17 protein-coding genes, 1 tRNA gene and 1 pseudogene are annotated in these 16,690 nt (G+C 32.7%); 11 read left to right on the top strand and 8 right to left on the bottom strand.

Features of this window, described 5'->3' with window-relative positions; genetic code table 11:
* Positions 1-95 precede the first annotated feature (95 nt).
* The 5 genes from AAGD26_RS01050 (at position 96) to AAGD26_RS01030 (ending at position 4,367) form a co-directional block, all read left to right on the top strand.
* Entirely contained in the window at positions 96-461 is a 366-nt protein-coding gene (locus AAGD26_RS01050; RefSeq protein WP_341751867.1) for an Rpn family recombination-promoting nuclease/putative transposase, read from the top strand.
* A 35-nt stretch (positions 462-496) separates the two neighbouring features.
* Positions 497-1,045, top strand: coding sequence for an Rpn family recombination-promoting nuclease/putative transposase (locus AAGD26_RS01045; RefSeq protein ID WP_341751866.1), 549 nt, complete (start codon positions 497-499; stop codon positions 1,043-1,045).
* Between the two features lie 147 nt (positions 1,046-1,192).
* Positions 1,193-2,104: a signal recognition particle-docking protein FtsY gene (ftsY, locus tag AAGD26_RS01040; protein ID WP_341751865.1), complete on the top strand. Its 912-nt coding sequence runs from the start codon at positions 1,193-1,195 to the stop codon at positions 2,102-2,104.
* 64 nt (positions 2,105-2,168) lie between these two features.
* Positions 2,169-3,161 carry a Fic family protein gene (locus AAGD26_RS01035; RefSeq protein ID WP_341751864.1) on the top strand — a complete coding sequence of 331 codons (993 nt, stop codon included), beginning with the start codon at positions 2,169-2,171 and terminating at the stop codon, positions 3,159-3,161.
* Positions 3,162-3,179: 18 nt separating this feature from the next.
* Positions 3,180-4,367, top strand: coding sequence for a CCA tRNA nucleotidyltransferase (locus tag AAGD26_RS01030; protein ID WP_341751863.1), 1,188 nt, complete (start codon positions 3,180-3,182; stop codon positions 4,365-4,367).
* A gap of 132 nt (positions 4,368-4,499) precedes the next feature.
* Here the strand turns inward: AAGD26_RS01030 and AAGD26_RS01025 are convergent, their stop codons facing one another.
* Entirely contained in the window at positions 4,500-5,456 is a 957-nt protein-coding gene (locus AAGD26_RS01025) for an IS110 family transposase (protein WP_341751164.1), read from the bottom strand.
* 421 nt (positions 5,457-5,877) lie between these two features.
* Between AAGD26_RS01025 and AAGD26_RS01020 the strand changes: the two genes are divergently transcribed.
* From AAGD26_RS01020 to fdxA, 4 genes are all read left to right on the top strand, one after another.
* A complete protein-coding gene (locus AAGD26_RS01020) occupies positions 5,878-6,141 on the top strand; it encodes a hypothetical protein (protein ID WP_341751862.1) in 264 nt (87 codons plus the stop codon).
* A 318-nt stretch (positions 6,142-6,459) separates the two neighbouring features.
* Positions 6,460-7,308 (top strand): metal ABC transporter substrate-binding protein, encoded by an 849-nt coding sequence (locus AAGD26_RS01015; RefSeq protein WP_341751861.1) that lies wholly within the window; start codon positions 6,460-6,462, stop codon positions 7,306-7,308.
* On the top strand, positions 7,293-7,994 hold the full coding sequence (locus tag AAGD26_RS01010) for a heme ABC transporter permease (protein WP_341751860.1): 702 nt from the start codon (positions 7,293-7,295) through the stop codon (positions 7,992-7,994). Before AAGD26_RS01015 ends, AAGD26_RS01010 begins: the two co-directional genes overlap by 16 nt.
* Positions 7,991-8,311: a ferredoxin FdxA gene (gene fdxA, locus AAGD26_RS01005; RefSeq protein WP_341751859.1), complete on the top strand. Its 321-nt coding sequence runs from the start codon at positions 7,991-7,993 to the stop codon at positions 8,309-8,311. Before AAGD26_RS01010 ends, fdxA begins: the two co-directional genes overlap by 4 nt.
* 24 nt (positions 8,312-8,335) lie before the next feature.
* On the opposite strand, the gene obgE is transcribed toward fdxA, so the two are convergent.
* The 4 genes and pseudogenes from obgE to AAGD26_RS00985 all read right to left on the bottom strand — a co-directional run bounded on the left by obgE (position 8,336) and on the right by AAGD26_RS00985 (position 10,543).
* On the bottom strand, positions 8,336-9,343 hold the full coding sequence (obgE, locus tag AAGD26_RS01000; protein WP_341751858.1) for a GTPase ObgE: 1,008 nt from the start codon (positions 9,341-9,343) through the stop codon (positions 8,336-8,338).
* A gap of 154 nt (positions 9,344-9,497) precedes the next feature.
* Complete coding sequence (locus tag AAGD26_RS00995; protein ID WP_341751857.1) at positions 9,498-9,875, bottom strand: hypothetical protein; 378 nt, start codon at positions 9,873-9,875, stop codon at positions 9,498-9,500.
* Between the two features lie 232 nt (positions 9,876-10,107).
* Positions 10,108-10,440 (bottom strand): annotated as a pseudogene (locus tag AAGD26_RS00990) (transposase); the annotation flags it as partial.
* Between the two features lie 26 nt (positions 10,441-10,466).
* Positions 10,467-10,543 (bottom strand) — tRNA-Pro (locus AAGD26_RS00985).
* Positions 10,544-10,661: 118 nt separating this feature from the next.
* Here AAGD26_RS00985 and trmD point away from each other — a divergent pair.
* Positions 10,662-11,363, top strand: a complete 702-nt coding sequence (trmD, locus tag AAGD26_RS00980) for a tRNA (guanosine(37)-N1)-methyltransferase TrmD (protein WP_341751856.1) — start codon at positions 10,662-10,664, stop codon at positions 11,361-11,363.
* A gap of 12 nt (positions 11,364-11,375) precedes the next feature.
* On the top strand, positions 11,376-11,825 hold the full coding sequence (gene rplS / locus AAGD26_RS00975) for a 50S ribosomal protein L19 (protein ID WP_341751855.1): 450 nt from the start codon (positions 11,376-11,378) through the stop codon (positions 11,823-11,825).
* On the opposite strand, the gene recN is transcribed toward rplS, so the two are convergent.
* From recN to bamA, 3 genes are all read right to left on the bottom strand, one after another.
* The gene (gene recN / locus AAGD26_RS00970; RefSeq protein WP_341751854.1) at positions 11,803-13,515 is read right to left on the bottom strand and encodes a DNA repair protein RecN; all 1,713 of its coding nucleotides are present in this window, start codon (positions 13,513-13,515) and stop codon (positions 11,803-11,805) included. The two genes, rplS and recN, sit on opposite strands and share 23 nt — an antisense overlap.
* A 6-nt stretch (positions 13,516-13,521) precedes the next feature.
* The gene (locus AAGD26_RS00965; RefSeq protein WP_341751853.1) at positions 13,522-14,280 is read right to left on the bottom strand and encodes an outer membrane protein assembly factor BamD; all 759 of its coding nucleotides are present in this window, start codon (positions 14,278-14,280) and stop codon (positions 13,522-13,524) included.
* 81 nt (positions 14,281-14,361) lie between these two features.
* Positions 14,362-16,677, bottom strand: a complete 2,316-nt coding sequence (bamA, locus tag AAGD26_RS00960) for an outer membrane protein assembly factor BamA (protein WP_410520621.1) — start codon at positions 16,675-16,677, stop codon at positions 14,362-14,364.
* Between the last annotated feature and the right edge of the window lie 13 nt (positions 16,678-16,690).

The raw sequence follows: 16,690 nt of genomic DNA, 5'->3' as shown, positions 1-16,690 counted from the left end.
AGATGGTAAAATAAGCGTAGAAGATTCAGCTCAAATGGTCTAATGACTCAGATAAATAATGGTGATATTTAGTAACAATTAAGAGGTTATGTTATATGTTTTTATCAAAGTTTCTTGATCCTAAAAATGATTTTTGTTTTCGTAAAATCTTTGGTACGGAAAAGAACAAAGATATACTTGTACATTTTTTAAACGATGTTCTTAAGTGTAAAGAAAATGAGCAAATAATTGAGGTGACGTTTTTACCAACTATCCAAGACCCTGATATTGCTATTTACAGAAAGTCTATTGTTGATGTGTTATGTAAAGATCAACACGGTAATCAATTCATAGTAGAGATGCAGGTAAGCAAGCATCCAGGATTTGAAAAAAGAGCCCAATATTATGCAGCTAAAGCATATTCTCAGCAGAGACTTGAGGAAGATGAGAAACACAAGAAACTGGCAGTATACGCAAATTAAAAGGAGTAATATTTTTAGCAATAGCGGATTTTGTGATGTTTAGCGATAGAAAACATTGGAAATCAGAACATCGTATTTTAGAGACAGAGACCTATGCTCATGATTTAAAAGATTTTTACTTTGTTTTTTTAGAGCTTGAGAAATTTAAAAAAACTATAGATGAGCTAAAAACTATTGAAGAGAAGTGGATGTATTTTTTTAAGCATGCAGGAGATAGTAAATTAACATTAACAGAAATAGAGCATTTAATAGGTAAGGATGAAATTATTAGAAGAGCCTTTGAGGCTGTAGACCAAGATAGCTGGTCAGAGGCAGAACTTAACACCTATGAGCAAATGACCAAAGCTCGTCTTGATAATTTAGCGGTAGAACAGCAACAAATTGAAGATGCTGAAGCTAGAGGTGAAGCTAAAGGTAAAGCTAAAGGTAAAGCTGAAGGTAAAGCTGAAGGTAAAGCTGAGGGTAAAGCTGAAGAAAAAATAGATATAGCAAAAAAAATGTTGGATAAAAGAAAGCCAATGGATGAAATCATTGAATTTACCGGGTTAACTATTGAAGAAATAGAACAGTTGAAAGAAGAATAAGCAGATGAGCAAATAATGTTGTGCCTAAAAATCTGTAACCCTCATGTCCATGCCCCTTCCAACCTTTGACCTTATCAAAAACTGCGGAAGTCGGGAGGTTGGTATTGGCGTTGCAATCAATGATCGACTTAAAAGAGCGGCGGTAAAATGACATCTATATTTACTAAATTAAAGCAGGTATTAGTTAATAGTTCAAATAAAATATCTTCGGGCATTGACCAGATATTTTATAAAAAAAAACTAGATGAGCAAACTTTAAATGAATTAGAGGAGTTGTTAATATCTGCAGATATCACAGCCTCTGTAGCAATAGAGCTGGTCGATAAACTAAGAGCTATCAAATTTGATAAAGAAGTAAGTGGTTTGGTAATCAAAGAACAGCTAGCTGACATTATCGGGCAATTATTGGTAAAAACTAGCAAGCCTTTTGAATTGTATGATAAAGAGCTTAATGTTATCCTAGTTTGCGGTGTTAATGGGTCAGGGAAAACTACGACAATAGGCAAGCTAGCCAGCATTTATCGTAGACAGGGGAAAAAAGTAGCAATTGCTGCTTGTGATACATTTAGGGCTGCTGCTGTTAGTCAATTATCTAGTTGGGCTGATAAAAGTGGTTCAATGTTTATTACTGGTGAAGAATCAGCTGAGCCTGCTAGTGTTGCTTATCTTGCTATGCAGTCTTCAATAAAAAATGATGTTGATGTATTATTTATTGATACAGCTGGAAGGTTGCATAACAAGAAGAATTTGATGGAAGAACTTGCCAAAATTGTTAGGGTTATTAAGAAGATTGATGATACAGCTCCTCACCATAGTATATTAGTAATTGATGCGACCACTGGACAGAATGTATATAACCAAGTTGAACAATTTACCGCTATTGCTAACATAACAAGTCTGATAGTCACTAAATTAGACGGTACGGCAAAAGCTGGTGTAGTGGTAGGAGTCGTACAAAAATTCGCCTTACCAGTATGTTTTTTAGGGGTAGGGGAGAAGGTAGACGATCTAAAACCGTTTGATCCGGCAGAATTTGCTAATAGTTTAGTAGGGAATTAATTATTAAATTAAGATGATAAAATAATTGTTGAAAAGCATTAAGTGATACTTTATATTTTACTATATGAAATATGACCTACTAGACAACAAAAAAAAGCAACTGGATAAAATCAGACCATTAACTCCAGAGTTGGTTAAAAACTTGGAGCAGTGGTTTAAGGTAGAGTTGACTTATACCAGTAATGCTATTGAGGGTAATACTCTCTCTCGTTTGGAAACTGCTGTGGTAATTGAAAAAGGCTTAACAGTTGGTGGAAAATCGTTAGTAGAACATCTTGAGGCAAGAAATCATGCACAAGCTTTGGACTTAATCCATGAAATACAGCAAAAGAAAATTTGTGAAATTACTGAAAACGATATTTTATCAATTCATGCTCTTATCCTAAAGGGTATCGATGATCATAATGCTGGATATTATAGGCAAGTAACAGTAAGTATTTCAGGTTCAAGGGTAATAATGCCAAATCCAGTAAAAGTACCAAACTTGATGGCAGATTTCATTGCATGGCTAAACTCATCTAAAGATATGCATCCTGTAGCACTTGCAGGAGAAGCACATTATCGACTAGTAACTATCCATCCTTTCTCAGACGGGAATGGTCGAACAGCACGATTATTGATGAATTTAATTCTAATAATGGCAGGCTATCCACCGGCTATTATTAGACTACAAGAGAGATTACCTTATGTAACATCTCTAGAAACTGCACAACTTGGTGGTTCAAAAGAAGCCTATGAAAAGATTATATTTAATGCAGTCCATCGTTCTCTTGATATTTATCTTAAAGCAGCAAACTCTGTAAACTCTTCAGATGTAGTATTATCAGAGAAATTATTAAGAATTGGTAAGCTTGCAAAAGCTGTCAGTGAAACTGTGTCAACAATTCGTTTTTGGACTAAGGAAGGCTTGCTTGAAATTGCTGATGTTACTAAATCACGCTATCAGCTTTACTCATCTGAAATGATTGAACAATGTATAGAAATTCAACGATTAAAGAAACAAAAGCTAACACTGAATGAAATCAAGAATATGCTTGTAAATAATGACATAAAATAAAAATAAGGTGTTTTTATAATGTACATTGTAAAAAAAGAATTATCTATCCAATCACGCTATTACAAAGAAATTTTGTCAATAATTAAACTAGGTGGCGGAGTAGCAAGGATTGTCGGCGGAGCTGTTCGGGATGCTATTCTTGGTGTTGTTAACTACGACATTGATATAGCAACCAATTTATTACCAGAGCAAGTAACAGATATTTTATCAACAGCCAATATTAATGTTATCCCAACTGGTATAAAATATGGCACAGTTACGGCTTTATTAAATAATGAGAAATTTGAGATTACTACACTTAGAAAAGATATAAAATGTGATGGTCGGCACACAGAAGTTATTTTTACTGATGATTTTATGGAGGATGCTACTAGAAGAGATTTTACTATTAATGCACTAAGCTATTGTCCATTTGAGCATAAAATTTATGATTATTTTGGTGGAATAGATGATTTACGAGAATCTAAGGTAATATTTATCGGACAGCCATTTGAACGAATTGAAGAAGATTTTTTACGTATTTTACGATTCTTCCGTTTTTCCTGTTATTATGCAAGACAGTTAGATCATAATGGGCTAGATGCTTGTATTAAATTACGAGAAAATCTTAAATTATTATCAAAAGAACGGATAAAATGGGAGGTGGACAAGTTGATTATCTCAGATAATAGTCCTAATATTTTGCAGCAAATGTTTGATAATGGCATATTGCAAATAATATTACCAGTTAGTAAATTTGATAAAAAACCTTTGATGGAAGCAATTAATTTCGGTTCTTTAGAGCCTTACACTAGGTATTCACTTTTATTTTACCACATAAAGAACTTACCACTAAGTGATTTATTAAATTTAAAATTTTCTCGGCAAATCGCCCTCAAAATCATTACTATACTTAGATTTGTTAATAAAGAAATCAACGAATTTACATTACGAGAAATTTGGTGGGAAACGGCTGATTATCCTGATGATTATCTGCAATATATCATTACTTTAGTATCATTAAGTAAATTAAATAGAGATATAGCAAATAAATTTCTAGATGCATACCAATCTAAACCCCGACCAATATTTCCAATAAATGGGCATGACTTGCAGAAATTAAATATTCATGGTAAAGCTATTGGCACAGTGATAGGTAAATTAAAGAAATCTTGGATTGCCAGTGATTTTACACTTAATAAACATCAATTACTTGAATTATGCTAGGAGTCTGTCGGAGATAACTAATTAATTCTCTAAACCGTCATTGCGAGAAGACCGAAGGTCGACGAAGCAATCCAAAAAAATAATCATAAGTGGATCAACTATGTTCGCAATAAAAATTTAAATAAATTTGGTTTAAATTTTTATTGCTTCTGCAGAGCTAGTTAAATCACGTAACTTAGCGTTTGCAATCACAATGATTTTCCGCATTAATGCTACCATCGCCACCATTTTCTTTTTTCCTCTATTGATCAATTTTTCATAAAATACCTTCAGTTCAGAGTTAGAATTTCTAGCAGCCATAGCAGCTACAAACAACATAGGTCTAACAAAACTTCTACCATGACCTGTATGTCTATATCCGCTATATCTACCGCTATCATTAGATATTGGTGCAACACCTACTAATGATGCTATTTGTTTGCGGTTCAATGTACCAAGTTCAGGTAACAAAGCTATAAGCTCATTAGATACTACTGTGCCTATACCACTAATAGTTTGCAGTGTCTCTTTCTTAGCCTGCAAGAGTTTATCTTTTGCTATTAAGTCATCTATTTTTTTAGTAATAGATGCAATTTGTTCTTCTAGTACTTCGATTATTTTAACACAACTAGACTTGATTAAATCAGCTCTCGGGGACTGAAACCTATTTTTTTCTGCAATCAACATTTGTTTGAGGTCGTTCCTACGTCCGACTAATTCATACAAGTTTAAAGCTTGCTTAGATTGTACTTTAAATAGTTCTAATCTTTCTGACCGTTCAAAACCATAAAGTGCTAGAGCTTTAGCATCAAGACTATCAGTTTTAGCTGCATTCCCAAAAGACCTAATAAAGTTTTTAACTTTGCGAGTATTGGCTCTATATACAGCAAAACCCTGATTGCAAAGCGTTAGTAATAGTTCCATTTCATATCCACCTGTGGTTTCTAAAACACACAATGCAGAACTAATCTCTTTTTTGTAATCCTTGATAAAATCAGCTATTCCATTAGAGTTGTTATTATATTCTTTAGTTTCTTTTTTTCCATGAATAGCAACAACAAAATTGAATTTTCCTATATCAAGACCAATAAAATTATTATATAATGGCATAATACCTCGAAGACTTTTAATGTTTACGATTGTAAGCGGGAGTGCAAAGGCATCCCAACCAACTATTCAAACGTCTCGGGGATTTGGGCTAGAGTACCAAGATCCATACGATCTTAAGACCAATTGCTTCACGGTCGCTCACGCCTGCACAGCGATAGTCATTTAGTATTATTAATGACTATCGCTGTAATACCCCCTTATAAGTCAGTATAAATCATTATTTATATTGACTTCAACATCTATTATATCATACTTTTAACTTACAATTGCTTCGTCGGTCTTACGACCTTCTCGCAATGACGTATAAAGAAGCTGTATTTACTAACTTTCAACAGTTATGCGACAGCCTCCTAGGCTCTATTGATAAAATAATATAATTATTGTATAGTAAATTCCTAAGGTACTAAATTAGGAAAATATTATGAATCAAAATCAACAAGTGAAAGTAATAGGTAGTAACGGTCAACTATCGCTTGGCAAAGTATTTGCAGGACAAATGGTATTAATCGAACAATTAGATAATGGCACATGGATCATTAAAACAGGAAAATTTGTTCCAACCTCAGAAAAATGGTTATCTCAAGGAGATACTTTAACTAAACTAGATAAAGCATTATCGTGGGCAGAAAGAAATAAACCAAAAGATAACTTACAAGAAATTGTTGAGAAAATTGAATATGTCTAAAATAAAAATAGATATGAATAATATAGAATTTCAAAAAGATTTGTTTGCTCTTGAAAAAAATAATCAATTAGCATTATAACCAAAGAACAATGTTTGTCATTCCTGCGTAAGCAGGAATCTAAAATTGTTCCTAAAAAGACCCGAGCTATTATAGATTCCTGCCTACGCAGGAATGACAACTTTTGCATTTAAATATAGTAGATGTTATATTATAGACTTTTGACGGAGCAACTAAATAATTCCCAAAGTAGAATAGTAGACTTGGAAAAAATAAAACATCCAAGGCATTGAAAAATAACGGTGAAAATTAAGAAAAAAATGAAAATTAATATTAGTGCTAGCATTTTTATTGCTATAATTATGATATTACTTAGTCAGGTATCTTTTGCTAACGTAGGTAGGATAAAAATTGTTACTAGCATAACTCCACTAGCAAGCATTATAGCGATGTTAGTGAAAGAGCAAGCAGAAATTGTTGCCATTGCCAATAACAATGATTGCCCACATCACTATAATTTGAGACCTAGTGATCTGAAAAAAGTCAAAGATGCAGATATTGTATTTTATATAGATGAGCAATTTGATGGCTTTGCTGGCAAATTAATGAATGGTCATAGTAAAAATGTCATTAAAATTAGTAATTTTAATGGGCTAAAAATTATTAATAATGACTCATATAGTAATTGGCATATTTGGCTTGATTTAGATAATGTAAAAATACTATTGGAACAATTATCTCAGATATTATCTCAACGATTTCCTGAGATTAGTTCAGCTGTTTACCAAAATTTTGAAGAGGCAAAAAAACAAATAGATGATCTTGCGAAAATCAAACATCAAAGATTAGCGTCTTTAACAGATGTGATCTTGCTTAGTGATAGTTTAGAATATTTTTTTGATAATAGCCAAAAAAGAGTTGCAAAATTATATAGCTCTGATCAAAAGAGTCTCAAATATATTAGTAATCTTGAGCATTTATTAGCTATGTCCCATAGTAAATGTTTATTGCTAAGTCTCGATCAAGATGTTGCTCTTTATAAAAATTTTAAAGTAGAAGTAGTGGCCATTGAAAGTGAGAATTGGCAAGTGACTAACATCAATAGTGATTTATTTTATAATCAATATTTAAAAATAATTAATCAAATGTCTAAATGTTTAAATTACTAAACCCTTATTTTTTTAGTAAGTTAGTACGAACCATGCTACCATTATTGCTAGTTGCAATGTTGGTAACAATGGGGGTGGGGTTATATCAAGCTTTGATAGTCTCACCGCCAGATTACCAACAAGGTGATATGGTCAGGATTATGTATGTTCATGTACCAGCTTCTTGGATGGCACTAGGGATTTACACATTCATAGCTATTTGTAGTTTGTCTAACCTAGTGTGGAAGACTAAAATGTCGTTCTTAATGGCAGTGGCCAGTAGCCCTATTGGTGCAGTTTTTTGCCTGATTAGTATGGTGACGGGGGCATTATGGGGAAAGCCTATTTGGGGGACTTGGTGGGTTTGGGATGCTAGACTTACCTCAATGTTCGTACTATTCTTGCTCTATTTAAGTTATATCGTGGTGGTAAATAGTGGTGATAGGATAAGCCGTACTGAAAAACCAGCTTCGGTGATTGCTCTGATTGGTTTTATCAATGTTCCTATAGTAAAATTTTCGGTAAATATTTGGTATAGTTTACACCAGCCAGCAAGTGTTTTACGGCTAGGTAGTCCGACAATTGATAATTCTATGTTATTGCCCTTAGTGCTAATGTTGATCAGTGCTATACTATATTTTTTATTAGTATTGGGTTTGAGAGCTTGCGTTTTAATCACCAAGTTCAAGGAGTATGACAATTTATGACTTATGTTGTTACCGACGAATGTGTAAAATGTAAATATACTGATTGTGTAGAAGTATGTCCTGTCGATTGCTTCTATGAAGGGGAGTTAATGTTGGTAATTAATCCTGATGAATGTATTGATTGTGGAGTGTGTGAGATTGAGTGTCCGGTTAAAGCTATTAAGCCAGAGTCAGAACAGCTGATTGATTGGATAGAGAGAGCTAAATTTTTCTCAAGCATTTGGCCAAATATTGCCGTTAGAAAACCAGCCCTACCGGATGCAGATAAATATCGGGATGAGAAAAATAAGTTTGAAAAATATATGGAAGGGAGCTAATTTGGGATAAGAATTAACTAATTCTTATCTCAAATTGGGAGGATTTGTATTTTTTACGTTTTCAAGAGCTTTTTTAATTACCCTATTTAATCCAGTTCTTGTATAGCTAGACACTACAAAAATTTCCTCACTAGTAATTTTTTGCAATTCTATAATTTTGTCTTTAATTTCTTCTTCTAACAAAACATCGCACTTATTCAAACAAATTATTTCGAGCTTACTTTTTAATAAGTTCGAATATGATTCAAGCTCGTTCCTAATAGTTCTATAATCAGCAATCAAATTATCACTTGTTGCTGATATCAAATGAATCAATAAATTACATCTCTCAATATGTTTTAGGAACTTATCACCGAGTCCATGTCCTAAGTGAGCTCCTTCTATTAAGCCTGGGATATCAGCTATCACAAATTCTTCATCATCTACATAAACCACACCAAGATTAGGGCTTAGTGTGGTAAATGGATAATCAGCAATTTTAGGTTTTGCTGATGTCGTGGTTGCAAGAAAAGTCGATTTTCCTGCATTAGGTAAACCTATAAGACCAACATCTGAAAGTAGTTTGAGTTGTAAATTTACCCACATCTCTTCTCCAACAACACCTTCAGTCCTACGTCGCGGAGCTTGATTGGTAGATGACTTAAAATGGCTATTACCAAGCCCGCCTTTGCCTCCCTTAAGAATTTCAAAAGTTTGTTCATCGGAAGTGAAATCATATAGTAGAACATCGCCATTTTCTGAGAATATTTGTGTTCCTACTGGTACTTCTAAGAGTAAAGCAGGTTTAGACTTCCCACTACGGTTTGAGCCTTTACCATTCTCACCATTTTCTGCTTTAAAATGCAGTTTATGCCTAAAATTTACTAAAGTATTAAGATGAGAATTGCACTTAAAAATAATGCTACCACCACGACCACCATCACCGCCATCAGGTCCACCCATATCAATATATTTTTCTCGATGAAAACTAATCACCCCATCACCACCATCACCGGCTTTTAAGTATATTTTAGCTTCATCGATAAAATTCATAATATATTATTGTAAGTTATAAACTTGATATTTATAGTCAATTGATGAGAATTTAGTGACTGAGTACACTTTGGCATCAGTATACCATAATATTGCTGTCATGTAAAACACTCCTTTGTCTATATCCAATCAGGGCAGTTTAAAAATTCTAACTTTAAGTTGAGAATAATTTAAATAACCTATGTCTATAATTGTTAAAATTTTCTCTAGTTTCAGTAATTTTGTTTGAAAATAGAGCTATTATAGAAAGAGTTGTTGTCCTCAATAATGACATTATTAACGGAGCTTCTCCAACACTAATAGTTGACTTATCTTCTTCAAAAACCTTATCTTTTATCCAGTTTAAATTATTTTCGCATGACCAATGACTTCTGTTAAATTTTAACAATTCTTCTGGACTAGACTTTTTCTCTAAGCTAGTAATCATTAATACATTCTCTGTTTCTACAGCCATTAGCCTTGTTCTTCTTTTCTCTTTTTCGGGTAATTTTGCATATTTGCTTGATATGCCATTTAAATATCCAAATGGCATTCAATTATCTCGATTTTTCTTCTTTCTATTCTCCCATGCTGTAAATCTATATTCTCTGCAAAACTCTTAATTTCCTGACCTTCTGCCTGTATTTTTCAAATGTTTGTGTACTATGGTAATGTAAATTAGCTTCATTAGCTTTAAGAGTAAGCTCAAATTCTCCACCTTGTTCAACAATTTTTTCACATATAGCTTCATGAGTAAAGGATGCATCTGAGAGTTTGTCCGCAAACTAAGTAATAGAAATAAATATCCTACGAAGAAGTAATCGACTCATAGCCAAAAAAATTATATTTTCACTAGAATCAGTAAGAAAATCATATTCATTGGAGAGCCTTCTTTATCCAGGCAAAGTTTCTCTCAACAACCCATCGCCTTGGCTGTACTTTAAACCCAACTTCTCTTGTTGGCAATAGTTCTGATGGTGTACTTTCTGGTATCCAAAATTTGCACGCTGGTCGTTTAACAATTTCTAAATCTATGTTATACTTTTCCTAATGAGACCCTTTAAATCTTTAGACTGATACCCCATATCAGCCCACATTTGTTTAATAGTAAAGGAGGTATTAAATGTTAGATATAATAAGAAAGTGGTCGGAGCAGAGAGATTTGAACTCCCGACCCTTTGGTCCCAAACCAAATGCGCTACCAGGCTGCGCCATGCTCCGAAAAATAAATGATGAAGATTAACAATAAAGTGTTAGTGGATTCATATTGCCTAATTATATAAACTATAATATAAGTCAAATCAATTTTTTTATTTTAAAATTTCATCATATTTATTAAATGTCTTCATTACATGCATCAATATTAACCATATTTCCAGAAATGTTCCCTGGATTTTTGCAATATTCCCTTGCAGGGCAAGCCTTAGAAAAGGGTATTTGGTCTTATAATGTGGTTAATATAAAAGATTTTGGATTAACTCGGCATAAAAATGTTGATGATGAGCCTTATGGTGGTGGTAACGGACTGATAATGCGTCCAGATGTGGTGGGTAGTTGTATAGATCATGTTTTGTCTTCAAATCCTAATGCCAAAATATATTATCCCTCACCAAGAGGAAAGCTATTTAACCAAAATATTGCTCGTGAAATTATACAAGAAAAGCAAATAATAATTTTATGTGGTCGCTTTGAAGGGGTTGACGAACGTGTAATTGAAGAGTATAATATGACGGAAATTAGTATAGGGGATTATATTTTATCTGGTGGTGAGGTGGCAGCTCTTGCTATTCTTGATTGCTTGATTAGATTACTTCCGAATGTATTACTGAATCAAGACACATTGCAATCAGAATCTTTTGAGGAAAATGGAGAGTTCGCTGGATTGCTTGAATGTCCTCTATATACGAGACCGGCAAAATGGAAAGGCAGAGAAGTTCCGGGTGTTTTGTTGTCTGGTAATCATCAGTTAATTAAAGATTGGAAAAGTAATCAGTCTATGGAGATTACAAAAAAACGTAGACCGGATTTATTAATTTTATAGGAGTTTAAGGTAATGAATATTATTGAAGAGTTTGAACAACAGCAAATTCTAAAACTAACGGAAAATAAAAAGATTCCTGACTTTAAAGCAGGGGATACTGTAAAGGTTACTGTAAAAATAATTGATCGAGCAGTTGAAAAAGATGGTAAGGAAAAATTACTAGAAAGATTTCAAATGTATGAAGGCGTAGTAATTGCTAGAAGAAATAGGGGTGTTGCATCTTCTTTTGTAGTTCGTAAGGTCAGTCATGGTGAAGGTGTGGAAAGACGATTTATGATTTTCTCACCAATTGTACATGCGATTGAAGTTGTTAAATATGGTGTAGTACGTCGTGCTAAACTATATTATTTAAGAAATCTAAGTGGTAAAGCAGCTAGAATTAAAGAAAAACTTCAAGTAAATCCTAATAAAGTAATTAAGAAGCTTAAGGGAAGGGCGGCTAAGGATGTAGAAGCTCTTTAGCTGCCTTCAAACTCGCATCGGTAATGGATTTACCTGAGATCATGCGAGCAAGTTCAGCTTGCCTCTCTTGAAGATTTAGATTTTTTATAGTAATTTTAGTACTTTCATTCAATTGTAGCTTGTTAACGACAATATGCTGATCTGCCTTACCTGCCACTTGCGGTTGGTGAGTAACTGCGATAACTTGGGCAATAGAGCTAAGCTTTTTTAGTTTTTCTCCTACTTTATCGGCTACGATACCACCAATTCCCGTATCTATTTCATCAAAAATAATAGTTTCCTTAAGTAGTTTATCAAAAAGACAAGTTTTTAGTGCTAACATAAATCTTGATAATTCACCACCAGAAGCAATTTTATCAATAGGAGCAAGTTGCATACCAGGGTTAGTTGAGGCAACGAAACGCACATTATCGATACCATTATCTGATACCCTACATAACATTACTTGAGAAGTATCCCTGTCTTCCAAAAAATGTTTATTGTCAGTTTGGTTTGCAATATTATCCTTAGGTACTATTTCTACTTTAAAAATTGCCTTTTCCATTTTAAGTTGTTCAAGCTCTTTTTGCATAGCTAACTCTAGGTTTTTGGCTACTTTAGAACCCTGATTCGATAAATCTTCAGCTAGTTCAAAATATTTTTTATGACCAGCTAGCTTATTAATATCTAGGATTTTAACGTTATTAATTTTATCCTTCAGGGCATTTAATTGTTGGGCAGAATTGTCAACAAATTCAGGTATTTTATCGCAAGAAATATTATATTTTCGTGCTATGTCACGAATTTTAAACAGCCTTTCTTCCACTTCATCTAAGTTAAATTCATTTGTATCGAAGTTATTAATAATGTTTTGTAATTTTATACGTGCTTCTTCTAGACTATTATAACAATCATCTAAATTTAATGAAATAGAGGCAAATTCTTCATTTTCCTGTAAGTTACGGGCTATTAAACGTTGAACATTAGTAATGGACTTATTAATTTCAGGAGTTTCAAGATGTGATAATATATCTTGAGTTACTTGTATTTCTTTATCACGATTTTGTAAACTGCGTCTTATAGTGGTAAGTTTTTCTTCTTCTCCTACTTGATAGTCAAGAGTTTTTAATTCCTTGGTTACAAAATTTAAATAATCTATCTCTCGTTCTATAGTATCTTTATCTTTTGTGACTTTATTGATTTCTTTAGTAGTTGCTTGTAAAATATTGAAATGCTCGGATAATTCAGCTCTTAAACCTAGAAGGTTTCCATAATCGTCTAGAATATTAATATGGGAGGAGGGGGTAAGAAGGGTAGTAGGGCTATTTTGTCCATGAAGTTCAAATAAATAATCTGCTACTTGTTGCAAGGTATTTACTGTCACCGCTTGATCATTTATAAGAAATTTTTTGCGGTTACCAGATTTTTGGATACGTTTTATTAGTAATTCTTGGTCACATTCAATATTAAATTGTTCCAAAAGCTTTTTTAAATCATTATTGAGAGTAAATGTTGTAGCAACCGTACAATAATCGCATCCATGTTTTATTACATTATCAGAGAATTTGTTACCTAAAGAGAACAAAATTGCATCTAGCAAAATAGACTTACCAGCTCCTGTTTCGCCGGTAATCACACATAGTCCTTTTTCAAACTCTATGTCCAATTCGTCTATCAAAATAAAATTCTTTACCGAAAGACTTTGTAACATTAGGTTTCATTCTTTTAAAGAGTTCTTAATTAATGAGTAGCAATATTTATACCAGTTACTATCTGGATAGTTGTGACCAAGTACGGCAGCATATTTCTTTGCTTCAATGTTAAGTCCCAACATTAAATAACTTTCTACTAAACGATAAAGTGCTTCTGGTATATGTGATGTAGTTTGGTAATTATCCACAATAAGCTGAAATCTATTGATAGCAGCTATCGGGTTATTTCTACTGAGATAATAACGACCTACATCCATTTCCTTACCGGCTAAATGATCATTTACTAAATCAATTTTTAAAGATGCATCAATTGAATATTTTGTTTTAGGGAAAAGTTTTATAACATCTTCAAAACTTTCTTTAGCTAAAAGGGTTCTTGATTGATCAAGCTGTACATTTGAGATTTGCATATAATACGATAATGCCTTTAGGTAATACGCATATGCAATATCTTCATGCATTGGATGAAGCTTAATAAAAGTATCAAGTACATCTACCGCTTCCTCATACTGACATGCTAAAAATAAAGAATAGGCTTGCATTAACTCAGCTTGAGGAGTCATTTTATTACCAGGATCTTGATAGAAAATCCTAGAAAATTCTTCAGCAGCTTTCAAATATTTTTGTTTTTCCAGTAAAACAATGCCATTATTGTATAATTCAGGAGCTGGAACAATTAAATCTTCATCTATCTTCTTAGTTTTACAGCTAGATAAAGCTAAGCAGGTAGTGATGGTATAAAATAATAATTTTGTTAATTTCATATAGAGCTTACAAGTTTTTTTAAATTTAATCTCTTAATTATATAGGATTTTACTATATTATATCGAACTCATGTTACAATATTAAAAATGTGTAGAAAACTTTAGATGGAAAAGTTGCTTTTCATCATAAGGTTTCTTTTTAATTGGCCAAGCCCAATCCATTCTGATAGGGGCAAAGCGAGTAACCCATATAAAACCCACCCCAACAGAAGCACGAAGTGATTTATCATTATAAAAACTATCAGATTTATAAATACTTTTAGAATTTAATCCTACACCCCAAAGACTACCAGCATCCATAAAAACAGCTCCTGTTAAATTAAAATCTTCTGGTAAACCAGTTGGAAAGTTGAGTTCTGTTGAAAATGTATAATATTTTTCTCCGCCAAGACCTTCATTTGTTGTTTTTTCTCTAGGACCTATTCCACTAGCAGCAAATCCTCTAAGGCTATAATCACCCAAATTAAACCGATCAGAAATTCTTACAGTTTTACCTCCTACACCCATAATATCACCGACACTACTTGAAAGTTTTAAAGTGAATTTATTATTGATAAAAGATTTAAAATATTTACCGTCTAGTTCATGTTTTAAATATTTATTATTACCCCCGACACCAGCAAATTCCTGAGTGCCGCTAATAACATAACCATTTTTAGGAATAATACTACTATCAAGCTGATTATAAGTGATAGTATGTCCGATGGCTGATGTGATGAATTTTCCCATCTGTTCAGTTAAGAATATAGAGCTTGAATTACCTGGAGAGCTTAATACATCTCTCTTAAGAGTATAGTCAATTTCATGTCTTAAGTCTTCCGCGATATCATAACCAAGAGAAGGTTTGAGTCCTATAGATTTTAACGTATAATTTTGATCTCCTTGTGAAAGAAATGAAGTCCCACGACCGCTATAATTATTGAAAACATTAAAACCTAGCGATACATCTTTATCAAGAAAATGAGGTTCGGTTATGCCACCATAGTAACTAACACTCTTTTTTCCTACTTGTACTCCAGCATTTAACACTTTTCCAGTACCAATTAAATTACGTTCCAAAAATGATATACGTCCAAATGGACCTCCCGCTGTGTTATAGCCAGCATCAAAACTAATTGAAGATGTTGATTTTTCCTCAACGTCAATATTAATATCATATTTGTCTTTTCGTGTTGTTGGTGTAACGCTAATAAGTACTTTTTCAAAATAATCCAAATTGCGTAGATTCTGATGACCTTTTTCTATATAAGAACGGTTAAATATATCTCCTTCAGAAATTTTAAATTCTCGTCTAATAACTTTATCTTCAGTTTTTAGATTATTTGTAATATTAATTTGATTAATAAATACTTTTTCTGCCTTATCTATAACAAATTTAATATCAGCAGTATTATCAGGGTTTTTACTACTTATATCAGGATAAACATTAATTCCTGGATAACCTTTACTTGCAAAATGTGAAGAGATTTTATTTGCTATTTTATTTAAACTATTAATATTAAATGTATCACCCGACTTAACATTAATATATTTTTTAATTTCATTTATATCAATATTAGGTAATTTATTGTCAATAGTAATGTTGCCAAAATTATATTTTGCCCCTTCTTCAATAGAGTAAGTGATAGTAAAATATTCTTTGGTTGGATTGAGTTCTGCTGTAACAGAAATAACACGAAAATCGGCAAATCCTACTGACTGATAGAATTCCTTTAACAATTCTTTATCATACTCTAGGCGGTCTGGATCGTAGGTATCATTTGTTTCTAAAAAGTTAAACCATTTTGACTGTTTTGTTAGGATAACAGATTGTAGTTCTGTACTACGGTAATTATTATTTCCACTGAAATAGATTTTTTTAACAGTTGTTTTAGGTCCTTCTGCAATATCAAAAGTAACTTTTACTCTGTCATTCTCAAGTCTCTCAATTTTTGGCGTTACGGTTGTAGAAAAACGACCTGAACGTTTGTATATCTCTTTAATTTTTTCCACATCTAATTGGATTTTAGCTGGACTCATTGATTCACCAGACATGGTAAGCAATTCTTTTGATAATGAGGATGTTTTGATTTTAGAATTACCTGTAAACACTACTTTAGTAATAAACGGAGTTTCTGATACAGTAACTATCAAATTACCACCATTGACTAGTGTAATACTTATATTGTCAAACAAAGACGTTGAGTAAAGGTTTTTGATTGCTTCATCTCCTTTGGATGTATTATATTCTTCTCCTACTTGAAGCTTTAAGTAATTTTCAATAGTCGATTTTTCGATTATTTTATTACCTTGAATAGTTATTTTTTTAATATACTCAGCCGATAAAGCTGATGTATTATATAAAACAGTTGTTGCCAAAATAGCTAGTTTAATAGTTGATTTGAAGTTTGTTTTCACAAGAACCTTCTTT

This window comes from Candidatus Tisiphia endosymbiont of Piscicola geometra (assembly GCF_964026415.1).
Lineage (GTDB): Bacteria > Pseudomonadota > Alphaproteobacteria > Rickettsiales > Rickettsiaceae > Tisiphia.
The sequence above is the reverse complement of the archived record's forward strand: the minus strand, read 5'-3'. Positions and strand labels throughout refer to the sequence as shown.

What these genes read in the sequence shown, in the direction of transcription:
- AAGD26_RS01050 (WP_341751867.1), top strand. Translation starts at nt 96, where the DNA reads ATGTTTTTATCAAAGTTTCTTGATCCTAAAAATGATTTTTGTTTTCGT.
- AAGD26_RS01045 (WP_341751866.1), top strand. Translation starts at nt 497, where the DNA reads ATGTTTAGCGATAGAAAACATTGGAAATCAGAACATCGTATTTTAGAG.
- ftsY (WP_341751865.1), top strand. Translation starts at nt 1,193, where the DNA reads ATGACATCTATATTTACTAAATTAAAGCAGGTATTAGTTAATAGTTCA.
- AAGD26_RS01035 (WP_341751864.1), top strand. Translation starts at nt 2,169, where the DNA reads ATGAAATATGACCTACTAGACAACAAAAAAAAGCAACTGGATAAAATC.
- AAGD26_RS01030 (WP_341751863.1), top strand. Translation starts at nt 3,180, where the DNA reads ATGTACATTGTAAAAAAAGAATTATCTATCCAATCACGCTATTACAAA.
- AAGD26_RS01025 (WP_341751164.1), bottom strand. Translation starts at nt 5,456, where the DNA reads ATGCCATTATATAATAATTTTATTGGTCTTGATATAGGAAAATTCAAT.
- AAGD26_RS01020 (WP_341751862.1), top strand. Translation starts at nt 5,878, where the DNA reads ATGAATCAAAATCAACAAGTGAAAGTAATAGGTAGTAACGGTCAACTA.
- AAGD26_RS01015 (WP_341751861.1), top strand. Translation starts at nt 6,460, where the DNA reads ATGAAAATTAATATTAGTGCTAGCATTTTTATTGCTATAATTATGATA.
- AAGD26_RS01010 (WP_341751860.1), top strand. Translation starts at nt 7,293, where the DNA reads ATGTTTAAATTACTAAACCCTTATTTTTTTAGTAAGTTAGTACGAACC.
- fdxA (WP_341751859.1), top strand. Translation starts at nt 7,991, where the DNA reads ATGACTTATGTTGTTACCGACGAATGTGTAAAATGTAAATATACTGAT.
- obgE (WP_341751858.1), bottom strand. Translation starts at nt 9,343, where the DNA reads ATGAATTTTATCGATGAAGCTAAAATATACTTAAAAGCCGGTGATGGT.
- AAGD26_RS00995 (WP_341751857.1), bottom strand. Translation starts at nt 9,875, where the DNA reads ATGCCATTTGGATATTTAAATGGCATATCAAGCAAATATGCAAAATTA.
- trmD (WP_341751856.1), top strand. Translation starts at nt 10,662, where the DNA reads ATGTCTTCATTACATGCATCAATATTAACCATATTTCCAGAAATGTTC.
- rplS (WP_341751855.1), top strand. Translation starts at nt 11,376, where the DNA reads ATGAATATTATTGAAGAGTTTGAACAACAGCAAATTCTAAAACTAACG.
- recN (WP_341751854.1), bottom strand. Translation starts at nt 13,515, where the DNA reads ATGTTACAAAGTCTTTCGGTAAAGAATTTTATTTTGATAGACGAATTG.
- AAGD26_RS00965 (WP_341751853.1), bottom strand. Translation starts at nt 14,280, where the DNA reads ATGAAATTAACAAAATTATTATTTTATACCATCACTACCTGCTTAGCT.